Source organism: Oscillatoria salina IIICB1 (assembly GCF_020144665.1).
Taxonomy (GTDB): domain Bacteria; phylum Cyanobacteriota; class Cyanobacteriia; order Cyanobacteriales; family SIO1D9; genus IIICB1.
The window spans coordinates 67,045-81,452 of the sequence record NZ_JAAHBQ010000018.1; the positions used below are offsets into that span (position 1 = coordinate 67,045).

Below are 14,408 nucleotides of genomic sequence, written 5' to 3' on the forward strand. Positions count from 1 at the left end.
ATAATGAAATTTAGATAGTTAAAATTTCTCGTTCTTCGTTTGGAATCGAATTCGAGTGAGAAGTGGTTAAGTTAAAGATAGTTAGTTGCTGAACTAATTTTTGCGCTAAACTGGCGATTGTAGTTGTTCCGAAGAATTCGGCGATCGCAAAACTAATTTGTAAGTCTGTTTCGAGTTGATTTTTCAGCATGATTGCTGTTAATGAGTCGAGACAGTCAGCAAGAATGAGATCGGAATTCAACTCGGATGAGGAACGTTGAAGTAAACTTGCGATGATTTCTTGTAGATAAATTTCTAACTTTTCTTGTTGCTCATTTAATGAAAGATTAAGTAATTTTTCTCGGTTGATTCTCGCTGCTTTGGGAGAATTAATAACTACCGGAAGCTGAATTTTTTCTTGTGCTAAAGTAACATTAATGGGTGGTTTTGGAGGACAACCCAAAGCAACATTTCCCCAACGCATCACCGTCGCTGCGGCTGTCGCGGCTGCACCGTTAGTATAGACGAGAATTAAGTCATTTTCGCGAATTTTACCGGCTGCGGCTGCATGGTACAAACCAGCGAGGGGAAAGACGGGACCGATATTTGCGTATCGAGGATAAAGATTAATCGTGCGTTCGGGATCGATATTCAGCGATCGCGCACAAACGCTAGCATACCAAGCCGTAGGAGTATTAAAGACAAAAAACGCAATTTGGTCAAGAGTAACATTGGCGGCAGCCAGTGCGCGATCGCAACAACTCCGCACAAATTCTACCGCAGTTTCGGCAAGGATACTCGGATTTTCACCTGTGCGAGTCCGCAAGCGAGGTTTACCCTGGCGATCGCGCTCAATTTCGTGAGAATATGCTTCTATAGTTGCAGCCGTGTGGACAACTTCACAAGCGAGAATTCCTTGATTAGCCTTGACAGAAGTAACCAAAAATGCTCCGGCTGCATCACCCATCGACGACGAAAGAGAATCTTCCTCATCCACAGCCTGGGAACCAAAATGAGAAACCACAACTAGGGCATTCTGGTATACCCCTGTTTGGATCAACGCAGAGGCACTTTGTAGCGCGATTAAGGCACTCGAACAAGTAGATTCGAGATTCCAAGCCGGACAACGCAAATCCAGTTCACGGGCGAGATAAGGGGCAATGCCGAAACCGGGCGAATCGGGGAAAATAGCAGCCGCGATCGCCAATTCTACCTTATCCGGTGCAAGCTGTGCCGCGTTAAGTGCATCTCGTGCAGCTTGACACTCCAATTTCAGCGAAGACTCACCCGAACTCAACACCCGTCGTTCCACAGAACCCCGAAAAGGGTCAGCCAAATAAGGTGCGACTGCTTGCGACCAAATATCTAGCCCCGAATTACTATTTGTATATTCAGTAGTTTTTGTCCTCCTAACTCGTCTTAATTTCGGCTGTGCAGTCGGCTTTTTTTGCCAATAATCATTAGTACGAATTAAGCTAGGAAAACTAATTGCAAGTGAACTAATTCCTACGGGTATTTTGAGCATAACTTCAAATTTTTTCTCAACTTTTTCTCTCTTTCCCAATCCCCAGTCCCCAATCACCAATCCCCAATCACCAATTCCCAATCACCAATCTCTAACCCCCAACAGCCAACACACTAGCAGCAGCATAAGATGATGTATGACTAATACTCACAAACCATTGAATAATACCCAATTGACGCTCCCAAAATTTAGCTTCGCGGTACAAAACAATTGCAGGTTCACCTGTTAACAATCGTTCCACTTCAATGTCAGTCCAGGGAATATTTTCAGCACCAAGAATTTTCAACACCGCTTGTTTAGCAGCCAAACGCCCTGCAAAATATTCATTGCGCGTCGAACCTAAATTTGGTGTATTTCTTTCTCTGGTTGTGAAATACTTCATCGCAAAATCTTCACCTATTTTCTCAATACTTTCTTTGAGATAATTTGTCGAAATAACTTCTAATTGATGACCAATAATTACTTTATTCATTAATTAGACTTTCCCGACTGCAAAACCAAATTAGTTAACATCGTATTCATCTTATTAACTGACTCGATATACTCATTTTCCGGAATAGACTCAGCCACAATTCCCGCTCCCGCATTTAAGTAGATAGAATCACCATATTGGTATACTGAGCGAATAGCGATCGCTAAATCTGCCATTCCCTGACTATTAACCCAACCTATCCCTCCAGCATAAATTCCCCTCGGTTCAGTTTCTAAACGGTCAATCCATTCGAGGGCTTTTGTTTTATCAATTCCCGAAACTGTGATTCCAGGAAATAGAACTTTCAACGCATCCCAGAGAGTTTTTTCTGGTTTCAATTGACCGCCAACTCGTGAAGATAAATGTTGGACGCAGCGATATTTTTTCACCTCCATAAAGTTAAAAATTTGCACTGTTTCTGGTAAAGAAACTGAAGCTATTTCGCTTTGTGCTAACCAAATTGAAAGTGCGTGTTCTTTAACTTCTTTCGCATCAGTAAAAAGTTCGCTATTAAAGCGAATATCTTCTGGTAAATCTCCACCACGAGGTCGAGTTCCTGCTAAAGGATTTGTGACAACAAAACCATCTTTATTCAAATCTATTAAAATTTCTGGACTAAAACCAACCGCACGAACATCGTCTATTTTTAAGCAATAAGAACGTGGTGCATTGTTAGCTTGAGAACCAACTACATAAGTTCCCAAAACATCTAAATCGCCAGAAATTTTAACCGAACGAGAAATAATTGCCTTATGCAGTTCCGAGTTTTTAATTGCTTTAATTAGAGTATTAATTTGCTGTTGATATTTTACGCGATCGCCGTTTACGGCGCTGGCGCTACTGCGCCAATCGCCAAAATCAACAACTAACTCATTTGCTACATAATTAGGAATTTCACTATCTATAAACAATAAACTACAAATTTGCTCCACTGACCGCGTACTTCTCACATAAACGCCTCTTTCTGTGAAACGCAGTTCAATTTCTGGTATGAAAAAATAAAGAATATCTTGTTCAATTGCTTTCGAGTATGACGAATAAAATCTAGCAATATCAAAAGCCACATATCCATAAGCAGTCCAATTTTCAATCGGCAAATTATTAAATAATTCTGCTACTTGTTCCCAAGGGTCGCTAACAGGTGCAGAAGAAATCTTTCCCATTCCTTGTAAAGAAACCGAATCTTTACTGACTGCAACTTTAATTAACTCATTAGCCGCAATCCGAACCTCATTTTTACCTTGGTACATCACATAATTATTAACAATACCAGCTTTTAAGAGATTCTGCAAAACTACAATAGGTTTCTTTTTCCCCGAAACAAATGTCTCGTAAAAATTAATCGCTGGCTTCAATTCTGTTAACATTAATCAACTCCTTTGTGTAAGTTTTTTATTAGTTCTTAGTTATCAATTACCAGTTATCAGTAGAGATTGGAGACAACAAGCAATTAGCGAATAAACTGTTAACTGTTCACTGTTAACTGTTAACTGTTAACTGAACCCAATCCCTAGTCCCCAATCCCTAATTTTTGACGATGAATTTTTCCCGTGGATGTACGCGGTAAACTCTCAACAAAATTAATAACTTTCGGGGCTTTAAAATGAGGTAATTTTTGCTTGGAAAATTGACGAATGCTATCCTCTAATTCCGATGAAGCTTGTTGTTGTGGTTTCAAAGTTACATAAGCCACAACTTGAGTTAATTGTTCGCCAAAATTAGAACTTGGTACTACCGCTACTTCCAAAATTTGCGGATGCTGATGCAAAATATCCTCAATTTCTAAAGGCGATATCCACTGACCATTAACCTTAAAAAGGTCATCTTTTCGCCCCATAAACCAGAAATAACCATCAGCATCGCGCTGATACTTATCTCCCGTTTTCATCATCTCACCACAGATAACTTTTCTCGTCTGTTGCAGTCGGTTCCAATAACCCAACATCAAGCTTTCACCACTTACCTGAAGGTTGCCAATTTCACCGGGAGAACAAGGTAAACCATTGTCATTAACAACCCGAACATCATAACCTGAAACGGGAAATCCCGAACTACCAGGCTTACATTTTCCCACTCGATTTGAGAGAAAAATATGTAGAAATTCAGTTGTCCCAATTCCTTCACAAATTTCTAAGTTATAAGTATCAAGCCACTGTTGCCAAACACTCTTAGGTAATTGTTCGGCGGCTGATACACATAAGCGCAGGCAAGATGTATCTAACGAAGCAATTTCTGCTACCGCAAGAATATTAGCATAAATGCTAGGAATACCAAAGAAAACTGTGGGTTGATAACGTTCAATGTCGGCAATAATATCAAAGACATTGTTCGCATCTGATAAAACACTGGCTGCACCAACTGCCATTGGCATATAGAGAGTATTTCCTAAGCCGTAAGCAAAGGGCATTTTGGCAACTGAATAAGTAAGGTCGTTACTTTGCAGCCCTAAAGTATTTATACCATAATTGTTGGCACAAACTACCATATTTTGATGTAAATGAATTGCTCCTTTTGGTCGTCCCGTGCTACCAGAAGTGTAAAGCCAAAATGCAGGTTCATCTCGACAAGTTTCGGCGCAAGCTACTTCTTCATCTTCTTGAGAAACTAAACTTAAAAATGGTTTTTCTCCGTTGGTTAGCAGACGATGACGCAAAAACTTAGACTGAGTAAAAGTTAGTTTTTCTTGCCACTCTTGAGTTGTTAACAAAATTTTGGCGCGGGAATTATGCAAAATATATTGAATATCTTCCAGACTACAATTTGTATTAATGGGAACTGGTACAGCACCAAGCCAAATTGCTCCCCAAAATGCAAATACGAATTCTGGATTATCTGGTAAGAGAATAGCTATCCGATTTTCTCGTTCTAAACCTAGCTCAGAAAATAATCTGGCTGTGCGTCGCACGAAACTATTTAACTGAGAATAGGTATAACTTTTGTCTTGGTAATAAAAGGCAATTTTTTCACTTTTTTCAGAAACTAAATTCATTTCTAAAAAGTAAGCGGCGACGTTAAAAATATCGGGTAGCTGTTCGGCAATTTTATCCATCTTTAAATTTGGTTAATAAGTTATATAGCAACGACGTGAACCAGGACATGATTATCCCAAGAAAACCAAGTTACCAGCCAATTTTTTATTCCTCGTTTTTCTGCTTGAGTTGTTGCTTGTCCAGAGAGATTAATTGTCAATTTTTCGGGCATTATTTGGACTTCGATTTCATTCCAGTCCATCTCAGCTAATCCAGTTCCTAATGCTTTAGCTACAGCTTCTTTAGCAGCAAAGCAAAGTGCATAAGCTTGTTGAGGATTACTTGTTAATTGACAGAAATTTATCTCCTTTTCTGCGAACAATAAGGCTAATGTTTGGCGGTCATACCGCTCGATTAAGCGGCTAATTCTCTCGATAGATGTGATATCAATACCGATTCCTTTGACTGCTATTTTTGATTCAAATTGCAGCATTTGGAGAATTAGCTTGTCTCGCTGCTTCAACCTGTTGACAAAGTTGCGCTAGGGTCAAATCTTGACGACCTCCAAGTTTGACGCTAACTCCTAACTCTCGTTTTAAGCTGAGGGCAATTTCGACGGTTTCAGTCGAGTCAAGCTGTAAATCTTGACGCAGTAACGTATCTTGATGAAGCAAATCTTTGGGGATACCTAACTCAGTCAAGATGGCTTTGAGAGTATCCATCACGTTTTGACTATCCATGAAGCTATATACCAATCCACCACGTTCAAACCTCGCTTTTGCAGTAGTTGAGATTCTTTTTCAATAATTCTTCAGTAAGCTTAGTATAGTTTTTTCCTTTTAGCAAGTCTTAATGTTGAAAAAGTTTTTTAACTAAGTAGACTTAACCTAATGGGCTTGACTAAAAAGTAAAAGTATGTATTAAGGATTTTTTGAGCTTAAGTTAGCTAGAGGTAAGCTTTGTTGCGGATTGAGCGATCGCCAAATCCGCAACTATTTCTCTTCTTCGTCAACAAGCTGCCATTCTTAAACATCAACTTAATTGCAAATTATTCTGAATAAGCTCGAACGGAAACTAGATTTCCCAGAAGCCGCTCTCCGGCTAACCAAGAAGCTTTAGTAACTAATTTTGACTTTGTTGCGAACGAATGTCAAAATTATCGTACAATGATCGCTCGTTAGCCTTTTACAAATCGACGCACATGGCAATCGATAACTTTTTAATCGCGGGTGGAATCGTCGCCATTCCTTTATTAGTGTTTTCCTTAGTAGCAGTCTGCTTAATCGGGGAACGCTTATTTTTCTGGTATCGAATTACTCGTCGGCAACGTCGAGTCATCCGAGACGTACTCAAGCTGTACCAACAAAGCCCTCAGTACGCAATTAACCTGCTGCGCCAAAACGCCGACTTACCGATCGCCAAAATTTTCCTCGAAGCATTAGAATTGGATCGTCCCAACCCAGAGGAATTTCGCTTGGCTTTAGAAAGTGCCGCCCAGGCAGAAATCCCGAATTTAAAACGCTTTAACACGATTTTCGAGACAATCATCAGCGTTTCGCCGCTTTTGGGACTGCTAGGAACTATATTAGGTTTAATTCGTGCCTTTTCTGCCTTAAAACTCGGCGATGTTGGGGGAACAAGCACCGCAGGAGTAACCGGAGGTATCGGCGAAGCACTGGTTTCGACTGTCATGGGATTAGTCGTCGCCATTTTTACCCTTTTATTTGCAAATACTTTTCGCGGTTTCTACCAGCGTCAATTAGCCTTAATTCAAGAATATGGCGGTCAGTTAGAATTGCTTTATCGCCGTCAGTACGAGCAAGGAGAGCAAACTTATGCAACTACCCGATGAATCAGAAAACAGAATGGAAATTAACATCGTCCCGATGATCGATGTAATTTTCTCAATTTTGGCTTTCTTTATCATTTCCAGCTTATACTTGACTCGTTCCGAAGGCTTACCAGTAAATTTACCTTCAGCCTCCACAGGTCAAAGTCAACCAAGTACCAAAGTAACAGTTACCATTGAGTCTGATGGTAACATTGCCCTCAACCGTCAACCAGTAGAATTATCAGAATTAGAAACGAAAGTTCGTAGTTTAGTCGAGCCGAATTCAGAAACATTAGTTATTGTCAACGCCGATGAAAAAGTAGACCACGGACAGGTGATAGCAGTGATGGATAGTTTGCGGAACGTAGAAGGAGCAAAATTAGCGATCGCTACCCAAGAACCTTAATAATAATTAAACATCTCCGATCGCGGTTTCCTGTTCGCTGCTATAGATAGAAGGTATTAGCGAAGCCGATTTAACTGCCGAAAATTTGGTTGGTATACCCGATTTAGTTATTTAATCTCTCCTGTAGAGACGTTGTCAAAAACGTCTCTACAAAGTTACGCAGCGAAGCAAAAATTTAACTATTTGCTTCGCCAAACAACATTTTTTAACTAACCACAGAAGGCTGCTTTTGGAAGAAAGTTTGTAACACTTTTTGCGCCATTTGTGAAGGTAGCAAACCTAAATCTGCTTTGGATTGGTCAGGTTTGGCGTGATCTACTAGTAGATCTGGTACACCAAAACGCTTGACCGGAACAAGAACGTTATTATCTTGTAATCCTTCGATTACCGCCGAACCAAAGCCACCGATTAAGCAACCTTCCTCAAACGTAGCCACCTTACCAATACGTTTGGCTAAAGGTGCGATTAAATCGGTATCCAGAGGCTTGACAAAACGGGCATTAACTACTGTAGCTTCAATCCCGTGTTCGCTAAGGATTTCCGCAACTTGCAAGGTAGAATGTACCATTGCACCATAACCGATGAGTAAGATATCGTCACCGTTACGGAGGATTTCGCCTTTACCAATTTCGATCGGTTCCCAACCTTCTTCCATCAAAGGTACGCCAACACCGTTACCACGAGGATAACGCATCGCGATCGCGCTATCGGTGTAGTTAATTCCGGTGACAAGCATCCGTTGCAATTCAGCTTCGTCTTTGGGTGCCATAATTACCATATTGGGAATGCAGCGCAAGTAAGCGATATCATACATTCCTTGGTGAGTAGGTCCGTCAGCCCCAACGATCCCCGCACGATCCATGCAGAAGAAAACGGGCAGTTTTTGAATGCAAACGTCGTGGATAATTTGGTCGTAAGCGCGTTGCAGGAAAGTTGAGTAAATTGCCGCTACGGGGCGCATTCCTTCGCAAGCTAAACCAGCAGCGAGAGTCACCGCGTGTTGTTCGGCGATGCCGACATCGATGTATTGTTTGGGTAATTTCGCTTGTAATTTGTCTAAACCCGTCCCAGTTGCCATTGCGGCGGTAATCCCGATAATTTTCGGGTTATTTTCCGCCAGTTTAGTGAGAGTATGAGCAAATACTTTCGAGTAACTAGGAGGAGTAGGTTTATTAGAAGGATGGGCTTTTCCAGTTGCCAGATTAAAGGGTTTTTGCGCGTGATAGCCAACTTGATCCTTTTCCGCGATCGCATAACCTTTTCCTTTAACTGTCGCGACGTGGACCAAAACTGGACCTGGTACTTTATGCGCCTGTTTAAAGGTGGAAATTAATTCTTGTAAATTATGACCGTCAATCGGACCGAAATATTTAAAGCCCAATTCTTCAATAACTGCGCCAACTTTGGGAACAGCTAGACGTTTCATCCCTTCTTTGACTCGTTCCATTTCTGGGGTCAAACTTTCGCCAAAAAAGGGCAAATGTTTAAATTGTTCTTCCAAGTTATCAGAAAGAAACTGCACGGGAGGAGAAAGGCGGACTTTGTTCAGATAGCGAGAAATTGCGCCCACGTTAGGCGAAATCGACATTTCGTTATCATTTAAGACCACCATCAAGTTAGTATGAGGCAAATGTCCAGCATGATTAATCGCTTCCAGCGCCATCCCGCCAGTCAAAGCGCCATCGCCAATTACCGAGACAACCTTGAAATCTTCGCCCTTAGCATCCCTAGCTAAAGCCATCCCTAACCCTGCGGAAATGCTCGTCGAAGCGTGTCCAGCGCCAAAATGGTCAAATTTGCTTTCGCAACGCTTAAGATAGCCGGCAACGCCATCTTTTTGCCGGAGAGTATGAAACTCGCTGTAGCGTCCAGTCAACATTTTGTGCGGGTAAGCCTGGTGTCCCACATCCCAAATTACTTTATCTCGGTCGAGATCGAGAGTTTGGTAAAGAGCGATCGTCAGTTCGACAACACCCAAACCCGGTCCCAAATGACCGCCGCTAGTAGCTACGGTTTGCAGATGCTTTTCCCGAATTTGACGGGCTATATCTTCTAGTTGACGGAGGGAAAGTCCGTGCAACTGATTCGGATGAGTAATTTCATTAATGTGCATACGAGCGTTTTTTATAAAGTCCTATCCGAGCGTTTGTTTCACTCTAAACGATTTAATCGGTCATAGCATAGTAGTCTAGCAGTTTACCCGTAACAGCGAGAGAAATCGGTCATTTCTGCGGTTTTGCTCGGTCGAGCTTGCTATCTATTCTTGAGAGTTGAGATGTTTAATTTTTGTTAATCTGACGATCGCCTGAACTAAGTTTTTCGGTTCACAGGGCTTGCTGAGGTGGAGTTGGTAGCCACGGGCTAAAGCTTGCTGACGATCTTCAATTCTGACATAAGCTGTTAGGGCGATCGCGGGAATTTGTCCGCCTTTTTCCGGTGGTAAACTACGAATCTGCTCGATTAGCATCAAGCCATCAACATCTGGCATCCCAATATCGCAGATTAAGATATCAGGTTGAAAAGATTCTAGATTAGCTAGGACTTCCGTCGCCGAAGCTACAGTAAGTACAGATGCTTTGTGTTCTTTGAGCAAGATTGTTAATAGTTGGCGGGTATCGGGGTCATCATCCACCGCCAGGACGCGAATATTGGTAAGCTCAAGTTCAGAGGAGGAGGACTCTGGAGTCGCTTTGCTTTCCGCTTCCCCATTCAACAAAGGCAACCAAACCGTAAAAGTTGCTCCCAAACCTAAACCAGGACTATCAGCCGTAATTGTACCTCCATGAGCCTCAACCAACTGACGAGCGATCGCTAATCCTAATCCTAATCCTCCATGTTGACGCGAGATCGAAGCATCTTCCTGTTGGAACGAGTTAAAAATGTGAGGGAGAAAATCTGGACTAATTCCTTTACCAGTATCCTTGACTGTAATTTTTGCTTGCTTGCGGATTTTTTCGCCGCTAATCTCTACTCGTCCACCATCAGGAGTGAATTTAATCGCATTCGACAACAAATTCCAGAAAATTTGCTGGAGTCGCGCGCGATCGCCCGATACTTGTCCAATTTTGGGTAAACTAACATCGAGTGAGATCGATTTATTCGTCGCTGCGGTCGTGACTGTTTTGAGAGCCTCTTCAATTACGGAAGTCAGCTTAACTGAGGTCGTCTGGAGACTCAGTTTACCACGCAAAATTTTCGCCAGGTCGAGCAAATCATCAATCAGTTGAGTTTGTAAGATTGCATTTCGTTCAATCGCAGTCAAAGCTTCAGCTATTTGGCTTTGAGTTAAATTACGAGTTTGCAACAGTCTCGCCCAACCTAGCATCAGGGTGAGGGGCGTTCGCAACTCGTGGGAGAGAATAGCCAAAAACTCATCTTTGACACAGTTAGCTTGTTCGGCTTCTTTCCTCGCAGCTTGTTCTCGTTGCAATAGCTGTTCGCGTTCGGCTTCAGCTTGTTTAAGATTGTCAATATCTGTGGCTGTCCCAAACCAGCGTACAATCTGATTTTGCTCGTCTCGCTGGGGTTCAGCCCGGACTAAAAACCAGCGATAGTTACCATCTGCGTCCCGAATGCGATGTTCTTGTTGTAGGGGATAGCCCTTATCTACCGCTCGTTGAAAGTTGGTTCGAGATTGGCTACGATCTTCGGGATGGATAACCTCAAGCCAGCCATAGCCTTGCGCTTCTGCCATTGTTTGCCCAGTGTAGTCGAGCCAGCGCTGATTATACCAAAAAGTGTTACCTTTGAGATCGTTACACCAGAGTAAATCGGGAACGAGATTGGCGATCGCCCGAAAATAGGTTTCCATCTCATTCGCTACTGACTCGGCTCGTTGACGTTCGACAATTTCCGCTTCTAGTTGACTATTTTTTGCCTGTAATTGCTCGGTTTGTCGCTGATTGAGAATTAGGGCGGCAGCAGTAAAGCCTGCTAGACTGGTCATCACTCGTACATCTTCCGAGTCAAAATGTCGCTGTTCATCGTGGGACATAATCCAAATTGTCCCTAAAGCTTGATTTTCCGCAATTAAAGGTAACACCAAACCTTCCGCGATCGGTGTGTTTGTAGTCTCAAGATAGGTAAAATACTCTTCAGGATGCTGATAAAGTTGGGGAGTGCCGCGATCGAGACAGACTCCACAAGGGCTAAAATTACGGGGTGCAGCGTTGCCGACGTACTCTGCTAAGGTTCCGGCTAAGGCATCCCAGCGAAAGATTTTTTCTCCTTCCGGGCCGATCGTTAACAAACTCACGCCTGCGCTTCCTGCCTGACATAACTCTAAAGCTATTTCTACCAGGCTTTGGAGCATAGTTGCGGAATTTTTCAACCTCTGCCGTGCTAAGATTTGCATTGCTTGGACTTCTGCCTGCAAATTCTGAGGACGCGGCGATCGCCCAGATAGCTTTTCAGTAATTAAAATATCGTTTAGAGTAATGTTTTCTTTTTGAGGTTCTTCCATCAAACTTACTCCTCCCACACTTTAAGATTGTTATGCAATTGGCAGAGTTAATTATTTGTAGCTTGACAATAAAAAACAATCCTCTCAACTATTTCTAACTGTAAATAATTTGCTCAAAATTGCAAGTACCAATTTACCGAATTAAGTAAAGACATTTTCAGTCAAGCAATTTTCGGCGATCGTTTACACCCCCTTCCCTCGCAGAGAAGGAGGTAAAGGCTTAGGTTAAAAATCCCTAACTAAAACAATTCTGCCTCCTTAAACTGTTCCATCTTCTTCGCATTTGCTGCTTCCCCACAAGTGCGAGGTGTCGGAAATAATTTACCTGGATTTGCTAAACCTTTAGTATTAAAAACTTGTCGCACATACTGCATCGTCTCCAAATCTACCTCACTAAACATATCCGGCATATAACAATTTTTATCCGCCCCAATACCATGTTCTCCTGAGATACTCCCACCAGCTTCTACGCAAAGTTGCAAAATTTTCCCGCCAATTTCTTCAACTTGCGCGAATGCTCCTTCTACCGAATCATCATATAAAATTAACGGATGAAGATTGCCATCTCCCGCATGAAAAACATTCGCAATTTGATAACCAGATTCTTTACTTAACTGCTCAATTTCCCGCAAAACTTCTGCTAATTTTGTTCGCGGAACCACCCCATCTTGCACAAAATAATCCGGACTCATCTTACCCGCCGCCGCAAAAGCAGCCTTGCGTCCTTTCCACAATTTTAAACGAGTTTCTTGGTCGTTTGCCGAAGTAATATTTCGCGCCCCATTTTGGCGACAAATTTCCGCAACTTTTTCTTTATTTGTTGCTACTTCTACTTGTAAGCCATCCAATTCTACTAACAAAATTGCGCCCGCATCACGAGGATAACAACCCGTAGCCACCACATCTTCTACAGCATTAATACTCAGATTATCCATCATTTCCATCCCCGCAGGAATCACTCCAGCCGAGATAATATCTGTTACGGCTTTTCCTGCTTCTTCAATGCTGTTAAAATCAGCTAAAACCACACAAATTGATTCGGGAGTTTTTAAGATTCGCAATCTAATTTCTGTAGCTACACCTAACGTCCCTTCAGAACCCACAAATAAACCAGTTAAATCGTATCCGGGCATTTCCGGAACTGCACCACCAATGTCCACAATTGCACCATCAGGAGTAACAATTTTTAAGCCTAAAACATGATTAGTCGTTACCCCATATTTGAGACAATGAACGCCGCCAGAATTTTCAGCGACATTACCACCAATCGAGCAAATAATTTGACTAGAAGGGTCGGGTGCGTAATAAAAGCCTGCACCGCTAACTGCTTGCGTTACCCAATTATTAATTACCCCTGGTTGGACAATAATCTGCTGATTTGCTAAATCAATATTAAGGATTTTGTTCATCTTCGCGGTGACAATTAAAACGCAATCTTTCACAGGTAACGCACCACCAGATAAACCCGTTCCTGCACCTCTAGCTACCCAAGGAATATCATTCTCGTGGCAAATTTTCACCGCCGCAGCGACTTCTTCAGTAGTGCGAGGAAGGACAACAATTGCGGGACGTTGACGATAGCTAGCTAGTCCATCGCATTCATAAGTAAGTAGTTCTTCTTTGCGTCGAACTACAGCATTTTTGCCAACCGCTTTTTCCAGTTGTTTGACGATTGGTGTCCACTTGGTTTTGCTATCTGAGAAAATATTTTTAAGTACCATTTTAACTATAGTGAGATTTTTCTCTAATAATTTTAACAGAAATTCCTATTTTGGTGAATTTTTCTGTCTAAGTTTGGCAATTCTTGAGAATCTCGATAACCTGAGTATTTGGTAAAAGCAAGGTCATTTCAAAATTATGGTAAAATAGCACAAACTTTTCAGTGAATCTAAGCCAATGACTAATTCTGAAAGTACAATTGCAACAGAGACTTCACAACTAGTAACAGAAAGTCTGCCTTCATCAACGCCAAAGGGATGGTTTTATCTCAAGTTAATTGAGTATTTCTTTTTAGCAGGTTTTGTTTATGCAGTTATTTACAGTCTGCTACTTCCAGGTAATAAACAAGTAACAATTGCTGGGGCGGCTGCGATTGCGATTTTTCTGCTTTTGTTCTTAATTAATCGTCAATTATTCAACGATTATCGCCAAACAAGTAAACAAGCAGAAATAATTAAAAAAGCGGAACTATATGCTAATTTAATGGCTAGCGATAGTTCTCCGCAACAAACTTCAATAATTCGGGCGAGGGAAAAGGCTTTATCCTATTGTCAAGAGTTAATTCAGGATTACAAAAAAACGCGGCGAGATTCGCGGAATATTTATTATATTTCGCAAATTTCGACTGTAGTTTTATCGGGGGTAACGCCAATTTTGGTCTTAGTAGATAAACTCGAAGCTGGTATTGAATGGCTAAAATGGCTGCCAGTAATTTGTCCTGCATTGGCGGCAATTATTGCTAGTATTGTTACTTCTTTTCCTTTTCAAGAAACTTGGATTGCAGCGAATACAACTGTAGAATTGTTGGAAGCTGAACAAGAAAAATTCATTTTGGGTGTGTCGCAAGCTTATCGTTGTTACGATTTAGAAGACGAAACTCAACGTCAAAAAAAGGCGAAACAAGCGATAGAAAACTTTATTTCCCAAGTGAATAGTATTCATTTGAAGCAAGTACAAGAAGCAGCAAATAATGTACAATCTGGGGAAGAAAATAAAGAATCTAGCGAGTCAAACCCACAAAAACAGCCAGCTTAGACAAGAGTAA

General features: G+C 41.7%; 12 protein-coding genes. 3 read left to right on the forward strand and 9 right to left on the reverse strand.

Annotated features, from left to right (window positions below; translation table 11 throughout):
* Window positions 1–10 precede the first annotated feature (10 nt).
* From G3T18_RS07065 to G3T18_RS07090, 6 genes are all read right to left on the reverse strand, one after another.
* Window positions 11–1,504 carry a 3-oxoacyl-[acyl-carrier-protein] synthase III C-terminal domain-containing protein gene (locus tag G3T18_RS07065; protein ID WP_224409839.1) on the reverse strand — a complete coding sequence of 498 codons (1,494 nt, stop codon included), beginning with the start codon at window positions 1,502–1,504 and terminating at the stop codon, window positions 11–13.
* Window positions 1,505–1,595: 91 nt separating this feature from the next.
* Window positions 1,596–1,976, reverse strand: a complete 381-nt coding sequence (locus tag G3T18_RS07070) for a holo-ACP synthase (protein WP_224409840.1) — start codon at window positions 1,974–1,976, stop codon at window positions 1,596–1,598.
* Window positions 1,976–3,343 (reverse strand): anthranilate synthase component I family protein, encoded by a 1,368-nt coding sequence (locus G3T18_RS07075; RefSeq protein WP_224409841.1) that lies wholly within the window; start codon window positions 3,341–3,343, stop codon window positions 1,976–1,978. The genes G3T18_RS07070 and G3T18_RS07075 overlap by 1 nt, the downstream gene beginning before the upstream one ends.
* 143 nt (window positions 3,344–3,486) lie before the next feature.
* Window positions 3,487–5,025 carry a benzoate-CoA ligase family protein gene (locus G3T18_RS07080; RefSeq protein ID WP_224409842.1) on the reverse strand — a complete coding sequence of 513 codons (1,539 nt, stop codon included), beginning with the start codon at window positions 5,023–5,025 and terminating at the stop codon, window positions 3,487–3,489.
* Window positions 5,026–5,045: 20 nt separating this feature from the next.
* The gene (locus G3T18_RS07085) at window positions 5,046–5,438 is read right to left on the reverse strand and encodes a holo-ACP synthase (protein WP_224409843.1); all 393 of its coding nucleotides are present in this window, start codon (window positions 5,436–5,438) and stop codon (window positions 5,046–5,048) included.
* A complete protein-coding gene (locus G3T18_RS07090) occupies window positions 5,425–5,685 on the reverse strand; it encodes an acyl carrier protein (RefSeq protein ID WP_224409844.1) in 261 nt (86 codons plus the stop codon). Before G3T18_RS07090 ends, G3T18_RS07085 begins: the two co-directional genes overlap by 14 nt.
* Window positions 5,686–6,146: 461 nt before the next feature.
* Between G3T18_RS07090 and G3T18_RS07095 the strand changes: the two genes are divergently transcribed.
* A complete protein-coding gene (locus G3T18_RS07095) occupies window positions 6,147–6,797 on the forward strand; it encodes a MotA/TolQ/ExbB proton channel family protein (protein WP_224409851.1) in 651 nt (216 codons plus the stop codon).
* Window positions 6,781–7,182, forward strand: coding sequence for an ExbD/TolR family protein (locus G3T18_RS07100; protein ID WP_224409845.1), 402 nt, complete (start codon window positions 6,781–6,783; stop codon window positions 7,180–7,182). The genes G3T18_RS07095 and G3T18_RS07100 overlap by 17 nt, the downstream gene beginning before the upstream one ends.
* A 205-nt stretch (window positions 7,183–7,387) precedes the next feature.
* On the opposite strand, the gene dxs is transcribed toward G3T18_RS07100, so the two are convergent.
* From dxs to glcD, 3 genes are all read right to left on the reverse strand, one after another.
* On the reverse strand, window positions 7,388–9,295 hold the full coding sequence (dxs, locus tag G3T18_RS07105) for a 1-deoxy-D-xylulose-5-phosphate synthase (protein WP_224409846.1): 1,908 nt from the start codon (window positions 9,293–9,295) through the stop codon (window positions 7,388–7,390).
* Window positions 9,296–9,439: 144 nt separating this feature from the next.
* Window positions 9,440–11,644 carry an ATP-binding protein gene (locus G3T18_RS07110; RefSeq protein WP_224409847.1) on the reverse strand — a complete coding sequence of 735 codons (2,205 nt, stop codon included), beginning with the start codon at window positions 11,642–11,644 and terminating at the stop codon, window positions 9,440–9,442.
* A gap of 239 nt (window positions 11,645–11,883) precedes the next feature.
* Window positions 11,884–13,365 carry a glycolate oxidase subunit GlcD gene (glcD, locus tag G3T18_RS07115; protein ID WP_224409848.1) on the reverse strand — a complete coding sequence of 494 codons (1,482 nt, stop codon included), beginning with the start codon at window positions 13,363–13,365 and terminating at the stop codon, window positions 11,884–11,886.
* Between the two features lie 175 nt (window positions 13,366–13,540).
* On the opposite strand from glcD, the gene G3T18_RS07120 reads away from it, so the two are divergent.
* Window positions 13,541–14,398 (forward strand): DUF4231 domain-containing protein, encoded by an 858-nt coding sequence (locus G3T18_RS07120; RefSeq protein ID WP_224409849.1) that lies wholly within the window; start codon window positions 13,541–13,543, stop codon window positions 14,396–14,398.
* The last annotated feature ends 10 nt before the right edge of the window (window positions 14,399–14,408 follow it).

Bases quoted from the DNA above. Each gene is read 5' to 3' on its own strand.
- glcD (WP_224409848.1), bottom strand. From the start codon at position 13,365: ATGGTACTTAAAAATATTTTCTCAGATAGCAAAACCAAGTGGACACCA.
- G3T18_RS07090 (WP_224409844.1), bottom strand. From the start codon at position 5,685: ATGGATAGTCAAAACGTGATGGATACTCTCAAAGCCATCTTGACTGAG.
- G3T18_RS07120 (WP_224409849.1), top strand. From the start codon at position 13,541: ATGACTAATTCTGAAAGTACAATTGCAACAGAGACTTCACAACTAGTA.
- G3T18_RS07075 (WP_224409841.1), bottom strand. From the start codon at position 3,343: ATGTTAACAGAATTGAAGCCAGCGATTAATTTTTACGAGACATTTGTT.
- G3T18_RS07100 (WP_224409845.1), top strand. From the start codon at position 6,781: ATGCAACTACCCGATGAATCAGAAAACAGAATGGAAATTAACATCGTC.
- dxs (WP_224409846.1), bottom strand. From the start codon at position 9,295: ATGCACATTAATGAAATTACTCATCCGAATCAGTTGCACGGACTTTCC.
- G3T18_RS07070 (WP_224409840.1), bottom strand. From the start codon at position 1,976: ATGAATAAAGTAATTATTGGTCATCAATTAGAAGTTATTTCGACAAAT.
- G3T18_RS07080 (WP_224409842.1), bottom strand. From the start codon at position 5,025: ATGGATAAAATTGCCGAACAGCTACCCGATATTTTTAACGTCGCCGCT.
- G3T18_RS07095 (WP_224409851.1), top strand. From the start codon at position 6,147: ATGGCAATCGATAACTTTTTAATCGCGGGTGGAATCGTCGCCATTCCT.
- G3T18_RS07110 (WP_224409847.1), bottom strand. From the start codon at position 11,644: ATGGAAGAACCTCAAAAAGAAAACATTACTCTAAACGATATTTTAATT.
- G3T18_RS07065 (WP_224409839.1), bottom strand. From the start codon at position 1,504: ATGCTCAAAATACCCGTAGGAATTAGTTCACTTGCAATTAGTTTTCCT.
- G3T18_RS07085 (WP_224409843.1), bottom strand. From the start codon at position 5,438: ATGCTGCAATTTGAATCAAAAATAGCAGTCAAAGGAATCGGTATTGAT.